The sequence below is a fragment of the Streptomyces sp. SAS_270 genome (assembly GCF_052543295.1).
In genome coordinates this window covers 141,609-160,174 of the sequence record NZ_JBMNDS010000004.1, presented here as the reverse complement: position 1 = coordinate 160,174, position 18,566 = coordinate 141,609, and the positions used below count along the sequence as shown (strand labels likewise).

The 18,566-nt window shown below is 69.6% G+C and carries 18 protein-coding genes and 2 pseudogenes; 14 read left to right on the top strand and 6 right to left on the bottom strand.

What is annotated here, in order from left to right:
- Positions 1-32 precede the first annotated feature (32 nt).
- Complete coding sequence (locus tag ACN6LB_RS04635; protein WP_445024668.1) at positions 33-428, bottom strand: hypothetical protein; 396 nt, start codon at positions 426-428, stop codon at positions 33-35.
- A 32-nt stretch (positions 429-460) separates the two neighbouring features.
- On the bottom strand, positions 461-877 hold the full coding sequence (locus ACN6LB_RS04630) for a hypothetical protein (protein WP_445024667.1): 417 nt from the start codon (positions 875-877) through the stop codon (positions 461-463).
- A 119-nt stretch (positions 878-996) separates the two neighbouring features.
- Between ACN6LB_RS04630 and ACN6LB_RS04625 the strand changes: the two genes are divergently transcribed.
- The 4 genes and pseudogenes from ACN6LB_RS04625 to ACN6LB_RS04610 all read left to right on the top strand — a co-directional run.
- Positions 997-2,040 carry a helix-turn-helix domain-containing protein gene (locus ACN6LB_RS04625; RefSeq protein WP_445024666.1) on the top strand — a complete coding sequence of 348 codons (1,044 nt, stop codon included), beginning with the start codon at positions 997-999 and terminating at the stop codon, positions 2,038-2,040.
- A gap of 14 nt (positions 2,041-2,054) precedes the next feature.
- The gene (locus ACN6LB_RS04620) at positions 2,055-2,726 is read left to right on the top strand and encodes a YdcF family protein (protein ID WP_445024665.1); all 672 of its coding nucleotides are present in this window, start codon (positions 2,055-2,057) and stop codon (positions 2,724-2,726) included.
- 28 nt (positions 2,727-2,754) lie between these two features.
- Positions 2,755-3,480, top strand: coding sequence for a WbqC family protein (locus ACN6LB_RS04615; RefSeq protein ID WP_445024664.1), 726 nt, complete (start codon positions 2,755-2,757; stop codon positions 3,478-3,480).
- Positions 3,481-3,517: 37 nt separating this feature from the next.
- A pseudogene (locus ACN6LB_RS04610) lies at positions 3,518-3,664 on the top strand (flavoprotein); the annotation flags it as partial.
- Here ACN6LB_RS04610 and ACN6LB_RS04605 read toward each other — a convergent pair.
- Positions 3,660-3,752: pseudogene (locus ACN6LB_RS04605) on the bottom strand (flavoprotein); the annotation flags it as partial. The pseudogenes ACN6LB_RS04610 and ACN6LB_RS04605 sit on opposite strands and share 5 nt — an antisense overlap.
- An 11-nt stretch (positions 3,753-3,763) precedes the next feature.
- A complete protein-coding gene (locus ACN6LB_RS04600) occupies positions 3,764-4,201 on the bottom strand; it encodes a hypothetical protein (RefSeq protein WP_003974483.1) in 438 nt (145 codons plus the stop codon).
- A gap of 484 nt (positions 4,202-4,685) precedes the next feature.
- Between ACN6LB_RS04600 and hemL the strand changes: the two genes are divergently transcribed.
- From hemL to ACN6LB_RS04550, 10 genes are all read left to right on the top strand, one after another.
- Complete coding sequence (gene hemL, locus ACN6LB_RS04595) at positions 4,686-6,002, top strand: glutamate-1-semialdehyde 2,1-aminomutase (protein ID WP_445024663.1); 1,317 nt, start codon at positions 4,686-4,688, stop codon at positions 6,000-6,002.
- A complete protein-coding gene (locus ACN6LB_RS04590; protein WP_445024662.1) occupies positions 5,999-6,715 on the top strand; it encodes a histidine phosphatase family protein in 717 nt (238 codons plus the stop codon). The genes hemL and ACN6LB_RS04590 overlap by 4 nt, the downstream gene beginning before the upstream one ends.
- 284 nt (positions 6,716-6,999) lie before the next feature.
- Positions 7,000-8,292: a hypothetical protein gene (locus ACN6LB_RS04585; protein WP_445024661.1), complete on the top strand. Its 1,293-nt coding sequence runs from the start codon at positions 7,000-7,002 to the stop codon at positions 8,290-8,292.
- A gap of 81 nt (positions 8,293-8,373) precedes the next feature.
- Positions 8,374-8,997 carry a TlpA family protein disulfide reductase gene (locus ACN6LB_RS04580; protein ID WP_445024660.1) on the top strand — a complete coding sequence of 208 codons (624 nt, stop codon included), beginning with the start codon at positions 8,374-8,376 and terminating at the stop codon, positions 8,995-8,997.
- Positions 8,998-9,003: 6 nt separating this feature from the next.
- Positions 9,004-9,780 (top strand): cytochrome c biogenesis CcdA family protein, encoded by a 777-nt coding sequence (locus tag ACN6LB_RS04575; RefSeq protein WP_356133712.1) that lies wholly within the window; start codon positions 9,004-9,006, stop codon positions 9,778-9,780.
- Positions 9,781-9,783: 3 nt separating this feature from the next.
- Positions 9,784-11,598: a cytochrome c biogenesis protein ResB gene (gene resB / locus ACN6LB_RS04570; RefSeq protein WP_445024659.1), complete on the top strand. Its 1,815-nt coding sequence runs from the start codon at positions 9,784-9,786 to the stop codon at positions 11,596-11,598.
- Positions 11,595-12,698 carry a c-type cytochrome biogenesis protein CcsB gene (ccsB, locus tag ACN6LB_RS04565; RefSeq protein WP_356133710.1) on the top strand — a complete coding sequence of 368 codons (1,104 nt, stop codon included), beginning with the start codon at positions 11,595-11,597 and terminating at the stop codon, positions 12,696-12,698. The genes resB and ccsB overlap by 4 nt, the downstream gene beginning before the upstream one ends.
- An 89-nt stretch (positions 12,699-12,787) precedes the next feature.
- Positions 12,788-13,381 (top strand): RNA polymerase sigma factor, encoded by a 594-nt coding sequence (locus ACN6LB_RS04560; RefSeq protein ID WP_445024713.1) that lies wholly within the window; start codon positions 12,788-12,790, stop codon positions 13,379-13,381.
- Positions 13,378-14,313: a CU044_5270 family protein gene (locus ACN6LB_RS04555; protein WP_445024658.1), complete on the top strand. Its 936-nt coding sequence runs from the start codon at positions 13,378-13,380 to the stop codon at positions 14,311-14,313. Before ACN6LB_RS04560 ends, ACN6LB_RS04555 begins: the two co-directional genes overlap by 4 nt.
- Positions 14,314-14,351: 38 nt before the next feature.
- Positions 14,352-14,738 (top strand): SRPBCC domain-containing protein, encoded by a 387-nt coding sequence (locus ACN6LB_RS04550; protein ID WP_445024657.1) that lies wholly within the window; start codon positions 14,352-14,354, stop codon positions 14,736-14,738.
- On the opposite strand, the gene ACN6LB_RS04545 is transcribed toward ACN6LB_RS04550, so the two are convergent.
- Positions 14,735-16,276 carry a hypothetical protein gene (locus tag ACN6LB_RS04545; protein WP_445024656.1) on the bottom strand — a complete coding sequence of 514 codons (1,542 nt, stop codon included), beginning with the start codon at positions 16,274-16,276 and terminating at the stop codon, positions 14,735-14,737. The two genes, ACN6LB_RS04550 and ACN6LB_RS04545, sit on opposite strands and share 4 nt — an antisense overlap.
- Positions 16,276-18,381, bottom strand: coding sequence for a hypothetical protein (locus ACN6LB_RS04540; protein WP_445024655.1), 2,106 nt, complete (start codon positions 18,379-18,381; stop codon positions 16,276-16,278). Before ACN6LB_RS04540 ends, ACN6LB_RS04545 begins: the two co-directional genes overlap by 1 nt.
- Positions 18,382-18,566 lie beyond the last annotated feature (185 nt).

Here is an 18,566-nt window from a genome sequence, read left to right as displayed (position 1 = left end):
GAGGTTGGGGTAGAGGGGCGTGGGGCCCGGTTCTAGAGGCAGGCGTCGGCGTGTGCTTCGTCCTTGGCCGCGGCGACGTACGGGTGCTGGAGAGCAGCGCGGAGGGCGTCCGCGTCGGTGAGGGTGTCGTCGTCAGGCAGCTCGCACCACCCGCCGAACCAATCGTCGAGCAGCTCCAGGCCCGGTGCGACGAGCCAGGAGTTGGTGGAGAGGTGCCGTACCGGCAGATCGTCCCAGCTGGCTGCGGTGCCGGTCGGGACGGCGTAGTAGAGACGCCCGTTGGGCCTGTCGTAGAGCACGGGGCCGACGGAAGTACCGATGCAGCGCAGGTAGGCCAGGGCCAGGAGGCCGATCTCGGCGGAGGTGCGCACGACGTCCCAGCCGTCGCCGACCTTCAGCAGCCGCAACCCCGGCACGTCGTTCACCATGGGAGCCCTTCGCAACGCGTCACGCACGGACATCACGCATCCCCCAGCGGCCGGAAGCTGTGGCTCGCGCCGAGCGAAGAGGTGGATTCCGTGGTCGGCGTGAGGTGGCGGACCATGATCAGTCGAGCGCCTGCTGCTGTTATCTGCCGCTTGCGCTCGGTGCCGAGGCCCTTCGGGCCGAGGTGGCTGAGAGCCGGAACCACGGCACCGTAGGCATCGGGGAGTTCGAGCGCGTCGAGCAGACCGACGAAGGCGGGGGAGCGGACGATCACTGTGGTGTCGCGTTCGGTGAAGACGCCGCACAGGGCCAGTTCGTGCCGGTCGCAGTACTCGGTGAGGCAGTCGACGAGCGCCGTATGGCGGGGCAGGCCGCCGGTGACGTGGCGCAGGTAGCCGAAGACCTGAGGGAAGGCGATGGGGCGGCGTTCTGTGATGAGGTCGTCGTCCATGCCCATAGCGTCGGCCGTCGTGAACGGCCTCGAAATGACCTGCTGTTGTACTTCCGTTGCACTTCCCGCCCCACGTCGTCACTGACAGTGCTTCCATACGTGACGTAGGGAGGTCATCCGTGGTCAGCGTGCAGCAGTGGACAGGTCGGGAGGCGAGCGCCCTGCGCGCCGCGTTGCGTATGAGCATGCGCGCTTTCGCCGAGCACCTCGGTGTCGCGCTGCGCACAGTTGCGAAGTGGGAGAGCCTCGACGCGGAGACGCAGCCCCGACCGGACACCCAGGCCATCCTCGACACCGCACTCGCACGGGCGGATTCCGCTGCCCAAGCCCGCTTCGAGGCAGTGCTGTTCCCTGAGCGGAAGAGCGCGCGGCCGGCGGACTACGAGACCTGGACCGACGACATCGAGCGCGCTGTTGTCTGCATCAGCCGCCAGGACTTTCCTTTCGCCTCAACCCTGTTGAACCGCTGGCTGGGCAACCATGCCCCCCATCAGCTGGACGACAAGGGCCTCTATTTGTACGGCCGTTCCCTCGTCCTCCTTGGCGACCTCCAGCGCGACCAGGGCGCGATCCTCGGCCCACTCTCAGCCTGGCACTCCTACTTGAGCGCCCGCGGCATGTTCACCGAGCTCGACATCCCGCGCCGGGTGGCTCAGATCGAGCTGTCTTTGGCCGTCGTCCAGGAGATGTCGGGCCAGCTGGATTCCTCCGCTCGCCAATACGAACTCCTCGCCGGGGATGAGCGCTTGAGCCCGCGTGACCGTGCCAGGGCGCGGCTGTGGGTGGGTACGGCGCTGAGCAAGGAGGGCGACAACGAGTACGCGACCGGCGTCATGGTCGAGGCTACTCGCTCCTTCGAGGATCTGGGCGAACCGGAGGACTGGTCGGTTGCCCACCAGAAGCTTGCGCTGGCCCATCGTGGCGCTGGCGACCTGAAACAGGCCCTCCATTACATCGACGTCGCTCGCACCACCGGCACGGTTGACTCTCCGATGCAGCGGGTGCGGCTGGACACCGCGTACGGGCACATCCTTCTGTCGGATGCGGCGACCCGGAATGATGGGCTGTCCGTCCTCGATCAAGCGGCACAGGTGGCCCGCCAGTACGGGCTGAGCCACCAGCTGCGCAGCATCGAGGGCATCCGGAAGGACGAGCAGGGATAAGCCAGGGAGTGCCAGTGCCGGAGCACGAGCAGCGCCAGATCACCGACGAGCAGTTCCACGACGCGACGCTGATCTGGACCTACCACCAGATGGGCCACGAGCAGCGGCCCTGCTCGGCGGCGATCGGCCTGGGCAGCCACGACCTCGGCGTCGCCACAGCGGCCGCCGACCTCTACCGCGCAGGCCTCTTCCCAGTCGTGGTCTTCAGCGGCGGCAACAGCCCCACGACCCGGGACCGCTTCCCGCGCGGGGAAGCAGTCCACTACCGCGAGCACGCTCTGAGCCTGGGTGTGCCGGACGAGGCGATCCTGGTCGAGGCGAAGGCGGCCAACACCGGCCAGAACATCACCTTCTCCCGTGAGCTCATGGGAGGGGCCGGTATCGAGATCGATTCGCTGCTGCTGATCTCGAAGCCGTACATGGAGCGCCGCTCGTACGCGACGTGCCGCAAGTTGTGGCCGGAGGCTGAGGTGGTGTGCGCTTCCGAGCCGCTCGAGTTGGACGACTACATCAAGTCGATCGGTGACGAGAGGCTCGTTGTCGACATGCTCGTCGGCGACCTGCAACGGGTGATCGAGTACCCGAAGCTCGGCTTCGCCGTCGAGCAGGACGTACCGGGGGATGTGTATGACGCTTACGAGCGCCTTCTCCACGGCGGATTCGACAGTCGCCTCATCAGTACCTGAGTCGCCGCGCGTCGGTCTGCCTGGCGGAGTGTGTGCGATCCACCAGCCGAACCTGTTCCCGCGGCTGTCCACGCTGGCCAAGCTGTACGCCGCTGACCGGTGGATAGTTCTCGGCGACGTCCAGTTCGCCCGGCGCGACTACCAGCACCGGGCCCGCCTTGCGGCACTGGACGAGCCCGCTCATCAGCAGTGGCTGACGCTTCCTACGCGTCTGCCCGAAGGGCGCTCGACGCTGATCAGTCAGGCGCGGCTCGCCGAACCGGGCCGCTCCCGTCGCACCGTCAGTCTTTTGATTCGGCAGTACTACGGACGCAGCCGCCACTGGCCCGCGGTGCGTGAAGTCCTGGAGGCGGTTCTCAATGAGTTCGAGGCGACCGACCGTGTCTCCGACGTTGCCAGGGCGTCGACGGTCGCCCTGCTCACCGCGTTGGGCTGGAGCGGCGAGGTATTGGACAGCAGCGCGATTCCGACCCGAGAAGGCCGCTCGGAGCGACTCGCCGACCTCGCTGCGGCCACCAGGAGCACCCAGTATCTCTGCGGCACGGGCGGCCGGCGCTACCTCGACACTCAGGCGTTCGACGCCCGTGGCATCCAGGTGCTGTCCTTCCACACCCCTGTGGACACGGGCGACCCGCTGTGGCGGTGGGCCCGCCAGACCAGCAGCCTCTGGGCGATGAGCAGCTTGGGACCAACGGCCCTCGGGGAGAAGCTGATCGAACATCGACCGGCTGTTGCCCTGAGGGTTTCCGCGTGACTGAGCCGAGCGCTCCGGAGAAAGGCCCTTCCTGTACGTCGGTGTCATCGCCACCCCGCCGGGCCTGGGCTTCCTCGACACCGAGGCGATCGAAGGGCACAGCCCGGCTACCCCATGCGCTCAGCCTGGCGCACACCGGGTGAGGCGCTTCGCCTACCGCCCGGGGACGCCATCGCCGTGCCCATGCCGTACGCCTCGCTCAGGATGCCCAGGGCGAGGGTGTCGGAGATCCCGGCGGCCCACTTGTTGACCGTGTTGAAGATGGCCGGCGCGAAACCCCAGCTCAGGGCCACACCAAGCAATAAGGCTGATGCCCCGCCTCATGCAGCCGATGGCTGAAATCCTGCCACTCGTGCAGCAGTTGGTAGACATTGAACGCATCCCGCGGCCCGCCGCGGTCCGGGACTGTCGACCAGATGAAGGCGGCCGCGCCGACCGCTTCCTCGCCGATGCCGCGGAGGGGGTCGACGACTGTCATCGGGAGCTTGACCACGGCGTAGTCGGGGTGGAGGACGACCAGCTCCAGTGGGGGCACCTTGTGCAGGGGGACGCCCTCGATGCCGGTGAGGACCATCGCGGCCATCGTCTCCGGCTTGATCTTGGTGAACATGCCGTTCATGCCGAGCTCGTCGCCGCCGAGTTCCTCGGGGCGCATCGAGATCGGGACCCGGGCCGCCGTCGCGCCGTCGGGCGCGCCGAAGTATTTGTACGTCACCCCCACCCGGCCACCATTCCCGCTCCCTGCCCCGAGCCGGTCCGCCTTACGGTCCATGAAGTCCATACCGTCCATACGGGCCGACTGCTCGATCCGCTCAGGCTCATTCTGCGATGCCTGAGGAGATCCCTGCGGGGATCCCTGTGAACCCTGGGGTCCCTGGGGCCCCTGCGAACCCGGTGTTCCGGGCGTTCCCTGTCCCTGGGTCTGTCCCTGTACCGGGGACGGTCCCTGTGCCTTGGCCTGCCTGGCCTCGGCCGCTTCCTCCGCCTCGCGTCGGTGCTTCCCCCGCCGGGCACGCCGAGGACCGAGGTCATCGGTCCCCTCGCCCAGTCCGCCACCGCGATGCATATCTCCACCCGACTGCTTTTCTAGGACGCGCAGCCCCCGCCGCGCAACCCGATCATCGTGACAGTGACCTCCCCCGCGGCCGCACGCCGAAACGTGCGTTGAAACACCTGTCCGCAGGATCTTCGCAGCCTCTGACACCATGGCTCGTGTGAGCTATCCGTACGAAGCCCCAGTTTCGCAGACTCTTTTCGACCGTGCGGCTGCCGTCACGCCCGGGGGCGTGAACTCCCCGGTGCGCGCGTTCCGCGCCGTGGGCGGTACGCCCCGATTCATGGTGTCCGGTATCGGTCCATACCTGACCGATGCAGACGGCCGCGAATACGTCGACCTCGTATGTTCGTGGGGACCGATGATCCTCGGCCATTCCCACCCCGATGTGATCGCCGCCGTGCAGGAGGCTGTCGGACGCGGGACCTCCTTCGGTACGCCGGGGGAGGGCGAGGTCGCGCTCGCCGAGGAGATCGTTGCGCGCGTCGAGCCCGTCGAGCAGGTGCGGCTCGTGTCGAGCGGCACCGAGGCGACCATGTCCGCCATCCGTCTCGCCCGCGGATTCACCCGGCGCACCAAGGTGATCAAGTTCGCCGGGTGCTACCACGGGCACGTCGACTCGCTGCTGGCCGCGGCGGGGTCGGGGGTGGCGACCTTCGCGCTGCCCGACACCCCCGGCGTCACCGGCGCCCAGGCCGCCGACACGATCGTCCTTCCCTACAACGACCTCGACGCCGTGCACGAGGCCTTCCGGGCGCACCCCGGCGAGATCGCCTGCGTCATCACGGAGGCCTCGCCCGGCAACATGGGCGTCGTCCCGCCGCGGCCCGGGTTCAACCAGGGGCTGAAGGACGCGTGCGCCGAGAACGGCGCGCTGTACATCTCCGACGAGGTGATGACCGGCTTCCGCACCAGCAGGGCCGGCTGGTACGGCGTGGACGGTGTGCGGCCGGACCTGATGACCTTCGGCAAGGTCATGGGCGGCGGCTTCCCCGCCGCGGCCTTCGGCGGCCGCAGGGACGTCATGGAGCACCTCGCGCCCGCCGGACCCGTCTACCAGGCCGGCACCCTCTCCGGGAACCCGGTCGCCACCGCCGCCGGGCTCGCCCAGCTGCGGCTGCTGGACGATGCGGCCTACGACACCGTGGACGCCGTATCGGCGCAGATCCAGTCCCTGCTGGGGGACGCGCTCACCAAGGAAGGTGTCGCGCACCGGCTGCAGAACGCGTCCAACATGTTCTCCGTCTTCTTCACGGACGGAGAGGTGAGGAACTACGAGGACGCGAAGGCGCAGGAGTCGTTCCGGTTCACCGCCTTCTTCCAGTCGATGCTGGCGCAGGGCGTCTACCTGCCGCCGTCGTCGTTCGAGTCCTGGTTCGTCTCGACCGCCCATGACGAGCGGGCCATTCAGCGGATCGCCGACGCCCTTCCGGCGGCGGCGCGGGCAGCAGCGGAGGCCACTGCATGAGCAGCAACGACGACAGCACCGGGCGCGACGGGTACCCGGACGAGGACGTCACCGTCGTCCACGTGATGCGGCACGGTGAGGTCGCCAACCCGGACGGGGTGCTCTACGGGCGCCTGGCGGGCTACCACCTGTCCGAGCTGGGGCGGCAGATGGCCGAGCGGGTCGCCGAGCACCTCGCCTCGCGTGATGTCACTCACGTCGGCGCGTCGCCGCTGGAGCGGGCGCAGGAGACGGCGACGCCGATCGCCAAGGCGCACGGCGTGGATCTCGCCACGGACGGGCGGCTGATCGAGGCCGACAACGTCTTCCAGGGCAAGACCTTCGGTGTGGGGGACGGCGCGCTGCGCCGGCCCGCCAACTGGAAGCACCTGGTCAACCCGATGAAGCCGTCGTGGGGCGAGCCGTACGTCGACCAGGTCGTCCGCATGATGGGCGCGCTGGACGCGGCCAAGGACGCGGCGCGCGGCCACGAGGCGGTGCTGGTGAGCCACCAGCTGCCGATCTGGATCCTGCGTTCCTACGTCGAGCGGCGGCGGCTGTGGCACGACCCGCGCAAGCGGCAGTGCACGCTGGCGTCCCTGACGAGCTTCACCTACCGCGGAGACAAGATCGTCTCGGTGGGTTACAGCGAGCCGGCCCGCGATCTCGTCCCCGCGCATCTCCTCGCCGGTGCCAAGCCGGTGAAGGGGAAGGACAAGGCTTTCGGGGCGTAAGGGCACGCGCCGTGCGTGACGGGAAAGTGCGCACGCACCGTACGTGACGGCAATGTGCGCACACGCGGTACGCGACGGAAAAGTGTGCACGCACCGTTGCCGGTTGTGCACTCCCGAGCAAGGTGTGCGCCCGTCACAAAGCGTATGCAGCCGTGTCATCAGAGCGTATCTTCGTAAAAACAGTTAAATATGCGTGAGTTTGAAGGAACCGCCGTCTTCGTCGTGCCCTCTCAATGGGTGCCAGCTGAAAGCCAGCTGAGAGGGAACGACGAAACGGGGACGCCATGCGGGAGTTCAGTCGACGGGGAGCGATGGGGCTCGGAGCAGGCGCCGCCGCCGCGCTGGGACTCTCCGGTTGCGGTACCGACATGTCAGACGGTGGAGGCCCCATCGGCGGTTCTCCCGCGGGCGGTCACGCCGGCCCCAAGCACCCGGTACGCCCCATAGGCGACGGCTCCACGTCGTTTACGGGCAAGCAGCCGCACCAGCCCGGCAAACCGGAGCCTCTCGAAGCCGGCCAGACCCCGCCGCAGTTCGTGATCTTCTCCTGGGACGGCGCCGGAGAAGTCGGCACGGGACTCTTCACCCGCTTTCTCGATCTCGCCAAAGAGCACGACGCGCACATGACGTTCTTCCTCTCCGGGCTGTATCTGCTGCCCGAATCGAAAAAGCGCATGTACTTGCCGCCCAATAACCCCAAGGGCGCCTCCGACATCGGCTATCTCACCGACGAGCACATCAAGATGACGCTGAAGGGCGTCCATCGCGCCTGGCTCGAAGGCCACGAGATCGGCACGCACTTCAACGGTCACTTCTGCGGCGGTTCCGGCACCGTCGCCAACTGGACCCCCGCCCAGTGGCGCAGCGAGATCGACCAGGCGAAGTCCTTCGTCAAGGAGTGGCGCACCAACACCGGCTGGAGCGACATGCCGTCGCTGCCCTTCGACTACGAGAAGGAGCTCGTCGGCGGCCGTACGCCCTGTCTGCTCGGCCAGAACAACCTGCTTCCCACCGCCAAGGCCCTCGGCTGGCGCTACGACGCCTCCTCGCCCGGCGGCCTCCAGCAGTGGCCGGACAAGAAGCAGGGCGTGTGGGACTTCCCGCTGCAGGGGATCCCGTTCCCCGGGCACTCCTTCGAGGTGCTCTCGATGGACTACAACATCCTGGCCAACCAGTCGCACAACTCGACCAAGGCGCCGCCCGCCAACTACCCGGGCTGGCGTACCCAGGCGGCCGACGCGTACATCGCCGGGTTCAAGCGGGCCTACGAGACCAACCGCGCGCCCTTCTTCATCGGCAACCACTTCGAGCAGTGGAACGGCGGCATCTACATGGACGCCGTCGAGCAGGCCTTCAAGTACGTCGCCCGGGAGAAGGAGAAGGGCGAGGACGTGCGCATCGTCTCCTTCCGGCAGTTCACCGACTGGCTCGACGTGCAGAAGCCCGAGGTGCTGGACAAGCTCCGGACGCTGAACGTCGGCGAGCAGCCGGCCGGCGGCTGGAAGAGCTTCCTCGGCGACGTCTCCACCAGCTCGACCAGCTCCGCAAGCGCGTCGAGCGGCTCGGCCAAGAGCTGACCGCAGGTGGCCTGAAATGGGCTTTTCCGCCCGCAAGGGGGGTGCGGAAGATCCCCTAAACAGACATGCGAAACTTTTCACATGAGTGCCGCCTGCCGCGTCGACCAGCGCCCGAACCGCACCCGTAGCCGTGCTGCCCTGCTCACCGCAGGGGCCGCCGTCGCGGCGCTCCTCCTGTCGGCATGCACCTCCGGGGGCACCTCCGGGGGCTCGGGCAACACCAACTTCGTCGCCGGCAAGGACGGGGTGGACACCGTCGCGAAGGGATCGCGGTCCGCGATCCCCGACCTGTCCGGCAAGACCGTCGACGGCAAGCAGCTCGACGTCGCCGACTACAAGGGCAAGGTCGTCGTCCTCAACGTCTGGGGCTCCTGGTGCCCGCCGTGCCGTGCCGAGGCCAAGAACCTGGAGACGGTCTACCAGAGCACCAAGGACCAGGGTGTGCAGTTCGTCGGCATCAACACCCGCGACGGCGGCACCAGCCTGCCCAAGGCGTTCGAGGAGCAGTACGGCATCTCGTACCCGAGTCTCTACGACCCCTCGGGCAAGCTGATGCTCCGCTTCAGGAAGGGCACGCTCAACCCGCAGCTGATCCCCTCCACGCTCATCATCGACCGGGACGGAAAGATCGCGGCCCGGACGCTGCAGGCGCTCAGCGAGGAGAACCTGCGCAAGATGCTCAAGCCCGTCCTCGCGGAGAAGTGACCTGACGTGTCCCTTCTCGCCACGACCCTCGCCGCGCCCGTCGGCGGCAACGCGACGGTCTACAGCGGCGCCCTGCTGGTCGCCCTGCCCATCGCCGTGCTCGGCGGACTCGTCTCCTTCTTCTCGCCGTGCGTCCTGCCCCTGGTGCCCGGCTACCTGTCGTACGTCACCGGCGTGAGCGGCACGGACCTGGCGGACGCCAGACGGGGGCGGATGGCGGCGGGCGCGGCCCTGTTCGTCCTCGGCTTCACCGTCGTGTTCGTGTCCGGCGGCGCGCTCTTCGGGTTCTGGGGCGCGAACCTGCGCGCCCACCAGGACGTCCTGTCCAAGGTGCTCGGCGTGCTCATGATCCTCATGGGCGTGTTCTTCATGGGCGGCATGCCCTGGCTCACCCAGCGCGAATTCCGCTTCCACAAGCGGCCGGTGACCGGTCTCGCGGGCGCTCCGCTGCTCGGCGCGCTCTTCGGGATCGGCTGGACGCCGTGTCTGGGCCCGACGCTCTCCTCCGTGCAGGTACTGGCGATGAACCAGGCGAGCGCGGGCCGGGGGGCCATACTGACCGTCGCGTACTGCGCCGGTCTCGGCATCCCCTTCGTCCTCGCCGCGGTCGCCTTCCGCAAGGCGCTCGGCGCGTTCGGCTGGGTCAAGCGTCACTACGCCTGGGTGATGCGGATCGGCGGCGGCATGATGATCGCGACCGGTCTCCTCCTGCTGACCGGCGCGTGGGACGCCCTCGTTCAGCAGATGCAGAGCTGGTCCGACGGCTTCACGGTAGGGATCTGATCCATGAGCACGACCGACACGGGCACCACGGGCTCCGGCGCCGGAAAGACGCCGGACCCGGAGTCCCAGGACGCCCGCGACGCGCGTGATCTCGGCGAGGCCGGGTCCCAGCTGTCCACCGCCCCCGTGGAGACGGCGATGCCCGGCTCCTTCGGCGGTTCGCGCGCCCCGGGCCTTTCCGGGTGGCTCGCCTGGACCGGCCGCGAGGTCATCGGCTGGGCGCGCTGGTTCTGGCGGCAGCTGACCTCCATGCGGGTCGCGCTGATCCTGCTCTTCCTGCTGTCGCTCGGCGCGATCCCCGGGTCGCTGATCCCGCAGTCCGGGACCGACGCGAGCAAGGTGCAGGAGTTCAAGGACACGCACAGCGTGCTCGGGCCGCTCTACGACAGGCTCGGCCTGTTCCACGTCTACAGCTCGGTGTGGTTCTCGGCGATCTACATCCTGCTGTTCGTCTCGCTCATCGGCTGCATCGTGCCGCGCACCTGGCAGTTCGTCGGACAGCTGCGCGGCCGTCCGCCGGGCGCGCCGAAGCGGCTGACCCGGCTGCCCGCGTACGCGACCTGGCGCACCGAGGCCGACCCGGAACTCGTCCGTGACGTCGCGCTCAAGGTCCTCAGGAAGCGCCGGTTCCGGGCGCACGTCGACGGGGACGCCGTCGCCGCCGAGAAGGGCTATCTGCGCGAGACCGGCAACCTGCTCTTCCACATGGCCCTGATCGTGATGCTGGTGGCCTTCGCCTGGGGTCAGCTGTTCAAGTCCGAGGGCAACAAGCTGATGGTGGAGGGGGAGGGCTTCTCCAACACGCTCATGCTGTACGACGACTTCAAGTCGGGCACCCTCTTCAGCAACGACGACCTCACGCCGTTCAGCTTCGACCTGAAGAAGTTCACCGGCACCTATGAGCGGACGGGTCCCAACACGGGCACCCCCCGCACGTACCAGGCGGACATCACCTACAGCGTGGGCGCCTACGGCAAGGCGAAGAAGGCCACCGTCAAGGTCAACGAGCCGCTGAAGATCGGCGACTCGAAGGTCTACCTCGTCAGCCACGGCTACGCGCCCGTGGTCACCGTCCGCGACGGCAGGGGCAAGGTCGTCTTCCACGAGCCCGTGCCGATGCTGCCGCTCGACTCGAACGTCACCTCGCAGGGCGCCATCAAGGTGATGGACGGCTACAAGGACGCCAAGGGCCGGCACGACCAGCTCGGTTTCGCGGCGCTGTTCGTGCCGACGTTCGCCGGCAAGGGAAACGGGACGATGTTCTCGCAGTTCCCGGCGCTCGACTTCCCGGTGCTCAACGTGTCCGCGTTCCACGGGGACCTGGGCGTCAACGCGGGCATCCCGCAGAACGTGTACCAGCTGGACACGAAGAACATGAAGCAGTTCAAGGACTCCAAGGGCGCGATCCTCAAGAAGCAGTTGCTGCCCGGCGAGACCATGACGCTGCCGAACGGCGCCGGGTCGATCACCTTCGACAAGGGCATCAAGGAGTGGGCCGGCTTCCAGGTCACACAGCAGCCCGGCAGTGACTGGGCACTGGTGGGGGCCTTCGGCGCGATCTTCGGACTCGCCGGCTCGCTCTTCATCCAGCGTCGCCGCGTCTGGGTGCGGGCCACCACCGGCGCCGACGGCGTGACGGTCGTGGAGATGGCGGGCCTCGGCCGCAGCGAGTCCGCGAAGCTCCCCGAGGAACTCGGCGACCTGGCCGCACTCGTGCACGACCAGGCGCCCACCAAGCCCGAACCCGATGCCGATCCCGCCATCGACCCCGACGCCGAACCCCCCGTACCTGCCGCCGAAGGGGCTGAGACGAAGTGACTCTCGCCACCGCAACCGACCTGGCCACCGCCACCAACGAACACCTCGCCAACGTCAGCAACACGCTGATCTACTCCGCGATGGCCGTCTACACGCTGGCGTTCTTCGCGTACATCGCCGAGTGGCTCCTCGGCAGCCGCAGCAAGGTCGGCCGTACGGCCGCCGCGCTCACCCAGCAGGCCGACGCGAAGGCCAAGGCTCCGGCGGTCACCGTGAAGTCGGCGGGCGGCACCACCGTGCTGGAGCGGCCGCAGGTCGTCACCCGGTCCGCGGTCGGCGCACGCGATGTGCCCGACGGCCCCGGCGCCCACGGCGGCGACGTGCAGGGCGATCTCTACGGCCGGATCGCGGTGTCCCTCACCGCGCTCGCCTTCCTGATCGAGCTCGGCGGCGTCATCGCCCGCGCGGCCTCGGTGGAGCGGGCGCCGTGGGGCAACATGTACGAGTTCAACATCACCTTCTCCACGGTGGCCGTCGGCGTGTACCTCGGCCTGATGGCGCTGAAGAAGAACGTGCGCTGGCTCGGCCTGTTCCTGATCACCACCGTCCTGCTGGACCTGGGCCTCGCGGTCACCGTCCTGTACACCGCGAGCGACCAGCTGGTGCCCGCGCTGCACTCGTACTGGCTGTACATCCACGTCTCGACGGCGATCTTCTGCGGCGCGGTCTTCTACGTGGGCGCGGTCGGCACCCTGATGTACCTCTTCAAGGACTCTTACGAGAACAAGCTCGCGAACGGCGGAAAGCCCGGCCGCTTCGCGACCTCCGTCATGGAGCGGCTGCCCGCGTCGGCGTCCCTCGACAAGTTCTCCTACCGCGTGAACGCGGCCGTCTTCCCGCTGTGGACGTTCACGATCATCGCGGGCGCGATCTGGGCGGGCGACGCCTGGGGCCGCTACTGGGGCTGGGACCCCAAGGAGACCTGGGCGTTCATCACCTGGGTCGCCTACGCCTGCTACCTGCACGCCCGGGCGACGGCCGGCTGGAAGGGCCGCAAGGCCGCCTACATCGCGCTGATCGCCTTCGGCTGCTGGCTGTTCAACTACTACGGCGTCAACATCTTCGTGGGCGGCAAGCACTCGTACGCCGGCGTCGGCTGAGCCCGCATGCCCGAGGGGCCGGTTCCTGTGACTCAGGTCACGGGAACCGGCCTTTGTCGTGCGGACAGGTACGGGGCGTGGACACGAATCTGCGGAAACGGATCCGGGCGGGGGACCACGACGCTTTCGCCGAGCTGTTCGACGCGTACGCGCGCTCGGTCTACAACCATGCCTTCCGGCTCACGGGGGAGTGGGCGCAGGCCGAGGACATCGTGTCGCTGACCTTCCTGGACGCCTGGCGGCTGCGCGACAAGGTCGACGAGGAAGGCGGTTCGCTGCGGCCCTGGCTGCTCGGCGTCGCCACCAACGTCACGCGCAACACCCGCCGGGCGGCCCGAAGACACGCGGCCGCCGTCGCCCGTCTGCCCCGCGACGAGGCGGTGGGCGACTTCGCCGACGAGGTCGCCGGGCGGCTCGACGACGCCGCGCAACTGGACCTCGTACGGGCGGCGCTGGCGAAGCTGCGGCGGGCCGAGCGTGAGGTGCTGGCCCTGTGCGTCTGGTCGGGGCTGGACTACCGGGCCGCCGCGGAGGCGCTCGGGGTGCCCGTGGGGACCGTACGGTCGCGGCTCTCGCGGGCCAGAACAAAACTCGCAAAACATATGGAACTGCCTTCCAGGCGCGGACAGATGAGAGGTGACCGCACCACCGCGGTCGGGCCCACGAAGGAGGGGAACCGATGAACCAGCTTCCCGAGCAGGACCTTCCGCCGGGCCGTCACCGACTCCTCAAGGAGCATCTGATGACCGAGATCCGGCGAGACGAAGCACCCGCGCGCAGGCGCAACCCCTGGCTGCGGCCCGCGATCGCCGCGGCGGCCGTCGCCACCGCCGCGGCCGTCACCTTCGTACTGCTGCCGTCGGGTGGCGGCGGCGAGGGCGCGAGCGCGCAGCCGCCGAGCCGGGCGACGGTCGCGATGCTGGAGGACATCGCGCTGGCGGCCGAGCACGAGGACTCGCCCGGCACGATCCGCGACGACCAGTACGTGTACGTCGACGCGAAGGTCTCCTACTCGCAGAGCGGCATCGGCGTGAAGACGAAGATCCCGCCGCTGCACCGGCTGGAGACCTGGCATGCCGTGGACGGCACCCGCGCGGGGCTGTACCGGGAGGCCGGGCGCGGCCAGTGGTCCGGTGAGCCGGACGCGAAGCCCGGTAAGCCGGGCTACGACGTCGCCACCAACTACCGCCACCTGCAGACGCTCCCCACCGACCCCGGCAAGATGTACGACTGGCTGCACGAGACCGCCCCGGAGCAGAGCGGCCAGGAGACCGATCAGGCCATGTTCGTCCTGGTCGGCGACCTGATCCGGGACGCCGTCGTGCCGCCCGGGCAGAGCGCCGCCCTCTACCGGGCGGTGGCGCGGATCCCGGGCGTGACGGTGATCGACGACGTGGTGGACGCCGCCGGGCGGCACGGTGTCGCGATCGCCCGCAAGGACCCCGACAACCCGAGCCGCGACGAGTGGATCTTCGACAGGAAGACCCACGAGTTCCTCGGTGAGCGGACGGTCGCCACGAGTGACTGGTCGGGCGGCGTGAAGAAGGGCGATGTCACCAGCAACACCGCGGTCCTCGACCGGGCCGTCGTGGACAAGCGGGGTCAGCGCCCCTAACAGGTGCACAACCCCCGCTCTCCGGCCACGCTGGTGTCATGACCCAACCCATCGAAGAGGGCACCACCGAGGTTCAGGGGGACACCCGCACCGAGCACTGGCTGCTCCGTCTTCCCCAGCCTGTGGACAAGGTCTGGACGGCACTGGCCACCCCCGAAGGCCTGCGGGGGTGGCTGTGTGCCGTGGACGTCTTCGAGCCGCGGCTGGGCGGCGCGGTCGGTCTGCGCGGGCTGGGGACCGGGCGGATCACCGCCTGGGACGTGGAGCGCGTCGCGGAGTACAGCGTGGACAGCAGGCTGCGGTTCCACCTGGAGCCCGACGGCGAGGACGCCGGCACGGTCCGCTTCACGCACGAGACCGGAGGCGACCGGGGCCCCGACTGGCGCGCCCGCTTCGAGCGGCTGGTCCAGGGCCTGTCGGCCTAGGACGGCGGCAGGCACTCCTTCGCCGGGGGCTTCCCCTCCGGCCAGGCGATCTTCACGAAGCGGGAACCGCCCTGCGGGGTCAGCTCCACGACCGGTACGGCCTTGTCGTACGGGTTGCCGTGGTTGTCGAGGCAGATCCAGCCGCTCGCGCCGCTCACCCGCTGGGAGCCCTTCACCAGCGTCCACTGGTTGCCGACGTCCGCGAGCGGCGGCGCCTCCTGGCCGTCCGCGGTGGCCTCGCGGATGCCCTGCACGGCCAGCCGCATGGCGTCGTAGGCGATGATCAGCTGCCCGTCGTCCAGGGCGATCGGGCCGATGGGACCGATCGGCTCGCGGATACCGCTTCGCAGCATCCCGTTCAGTGTCGCGGTGTCGGCGGCGCCGCCCCCGGTCCTCGGGGCGTTCCCGGTCCAGGCGTCCGGGTGGGCGAGGGCGGTGTAGCGGACGGTGAGACGGCCCTTGAGGGCGCTGCGGTGCAGGGCCTTGTCGGCGGTGAGGTAGGAGCCCTCGTCGCCGGTGAGCAGGGTGAAGCCGCGGTCCTGGCAGCCGCGGTCGCCCAACGCGTTGATGAACTGGCGCAGTTGGGTGTGGCGGCCCGCGAAGAGGATGGTGTCCATGCTGTCCGCCGTGTCGCAGACGACGTGCGTGATCTGCCGGAAGGTGTTGGCGGTGGTGCCCTCCCGGCTGCGGTCGGCGGGCGGTGTGAAGGGCTGTGCGCCGTAGGGCGAGCCCTTGAGCAGCTTGGCGAACGACGTCTGGAGCGTGCGCGTGTAGGGGTCGCCGGGCTTGTCGTAGACGAGGAACGCCCTGCCCGCCGAGACCTTGGCGAAGGAGGCGAGGGCGCGGGCCTCGTCGGTGTTGGTGGGGGAGACGCGGGCGAGCCCGGGGAAGGGGTCCTTGCCCTGCTGCCCGTTGGCGAGGTCGTCGGCGGTGATGGACGAGCCGATCACCGGGATGCCGAGCCGGGTGAGTTCGCGCACCGCGAGCTTGTTGTTGTCGGTGCTCATGCTGACGCCGGTCACCGCGCGCAGCCTGTCCCGGCTCTTCGTCATCCGCTCCAGCTGGTCGACGGTCCGGCGCCAATGCGCGCCACTGGCCCCGGGGTTGGCGAGTACGAGCCGTATCTTCGGGGTCTGGTCGTTGGAGTCGTGGTTGGCCTGGTACTGGGCGAGATAGGCGCCCTGCAGCTCGTGCAGCACATCACCGAGGTTGTCGGAGTCGGTCGCGGTGAAGGGCTCCAGCAGGGCGACGGTGACGTAACCGCCGGGCTTGAGGCGGTGGTTCTCGCGGTTGATCGCCCCTACGGTGTCGGCGAATCGGGGACGTCCGAAGGCGTACGTCGTCCAGGAGACGCCCACGCATTCCTGGCTGCCCTCGGGCCGGGTGACGCCGGGCGCGCAGGAACGGTCCTCCTTTGTCAGCGTCCGGCCGCCCCAGACTCCGAAGGCCACCAGGACGGCTGCCAGGGTCAGCGCCACATACCTGCGGAAACGAATCTCCCAGACGTCCTCGCGGAGCCACACCCACAACCGCCGCATCACCGGCCCCCGTCCCCGCCGCCGCGGTTGTCGTCGTCGCCCGGGATGCGGAAGGGCCGGCCGGCCAGGGCGTCCGACGGCCAGTCCCGCGACGCCCGCCACAGCAGGGCGTTGCCCGCGGGCCGCAGATTCGACAGCTGCTCCAGCTCGAAGCGCAGCCGCTCGGTCACCTTCGGGTCCGGCAGTACGAGCGGATCGGTCAACTGCCATACGGCGTGCAGGAGTCGGCGCACCCGAAGGTGCAGTACGGCGTCGGCCCCGTCCGGCGGCCGCTGGGCGGCGTCCGTGTGCCCGAGCGCCACGGCGGCCCGGTCGTCGTGCCCGTCGAAGTCGTGGCCGTCGGGATCGTGGGCGTGGTAGTAGGGCGCGGACGCGATGAAGACGAGGGAGGCGAGCCAGCCGCCGGTGTCGGTGCGGTGGAAGGTGTCGCGCAGGTGGTCGATGGCGAAGTCGGGCTTGCCGAGGGCGAGTTCGTGATGGAGGCGGTAGCGCGCGCTGCCGGCCCGCTGGTCGTCGGCGTAGTGGGCGATGAGGGCGCGGTGCACGGCCCGCCACCGCTCGTGGTCCCGGTCGCTGTGGTGCAGCCGCAGCAGGAGCAGCGCACGCAGGAAGGGGTCGCCGACGAACTGGCCCGGGGCCGTGGCCCAGCCCTCCGCGCCGAGCCGCTCCTCCAGGTCGAGGACGCCCGCCGTGCCGAAGTCGTCCGGGAGTTGGGCCTCGGCCAGTGCGCACGCCGAGTCGCGGTCGTGGGCGGCGGCGAGCACGGTCAGCTCGTCGAGGTGGCCGCCGGGCACGAGCCGGTCGAGGAGTTCCCGGTAGGCGGGCCGGCCGCCCTGGTCGTCGTGGACGGCGACGTCGCCCGTCAGCAACTCGCCGAGGGAGGTGACGCCCTGGGGCAGGTTCTGCCGGGCCGACTCGGCGAGCAGGGTGATGCCGAGCGGGCTGCCGCCGGTCAACCGGTGGGTGGCGTGCGGGAGTTGCGGGGGCATGTCGAGGCCCCGGCAGGCGGCGCCGACGATGTGCAGGGTGTCGTCGGGCGTCAGCGGGGGCAGCGACACCAGCAGGGCGCGCGAGGACGGGGACGCGTCGGGCTCCCAGCCGGTGGACCGGGCGACCTCGGGCAGGGTGCGGCGGCCGGCGTGGCGCAGCGCCGGGTGCGTATACCCGCGTAGCGCGGCGAAGAAGACGACCTGGTCGGTGAATCCGTCGGCGCGGTCGCGCAGCACGCACTCCATCAGGCGGCGCCCGGCGGGCCCCTGCACGTTGTCGATCAGTACGACCGGGCGGCCGAGGCGGTGCGCGCGCTGCATGGCTCCCGAGTACGCCTCGTCGAGGTCGGCCAGCAGGGCTCGTACGAGCCAGCGCTCGGCGTGTCTTCGGGAGTCGCCGCCCGCCCTGAAGTGCGCGGAGAGCAGGATGAGCCCGAGCTTGGGGTTGCCGCCCGCGTTCGGGTAGTCGCGGTACCAGGTGGCGGCCCGGCGCAGCCGGCGGTGCGCGGGGGCGACGCCCTCGGAGAACGCCTCCAGCGTCGCCTCGATGATCGGCTCGACGACCGGCCCCGTCCCGCTCATCGAGGCGATCAGCTTCGCGATGACCTTGCTCACCCAGCGGCCCGCGAACCCCGACAGCCACGAGCCGCTCTCGTTGAGCAGCAGGATGCGCTCCGCCTCCTGCCGGATGCGCGGCAGGTCCCGGTCGCTCCAGCCGCCCGCCGCGACGGCCAGCAGCCCCGACACCAGCCGGGGAAACCCGATCCGCCCGGCGCCCGTCACCGGCTCGGCGAGCTGCTCGGCGACGGTGGTCAGCGCCTGTCCCACCGGCGACCAGGCCTCCGCCGGCCGCTCGTCCGGCGGCCCCGCGAACTGCCGCTCCTCCCCGTCGATCAGCGCGACGGGCGTCCGCCCTTTGTACGCCTCCCGCAACTCCCCGAGCACCGCGCTCTTGCCGAGCCCGCGCCCGCCCGCGAACACCACGAAGGGCACGTCCTTGTGGTGCTCGTACGGGGACGAGCGCAACTGGGAGGGGCGCAGGCCGACGAGCCGTGGCGCGAACCCGGGCGGATCGGGGTCGAACAGCGCCCCGCGTCCGTGCAGCCGTCCTTGCACCGCATCTCCCCCCGGAGCGGTCCGGTTCCTCGTGCTGCTGTGAGGTGTATCAACAACAGTGTAGGAAGGGGGAGTTGGTTCGGACTAGGGCGCGTGATGTCCGTCGAGTTACGAAAATGTCGGCGGCGGGGCGGAGCCGGGTCGAAATTGTCGCTCCTCAGGTGAGGGATCCACCCGCCGGTCGA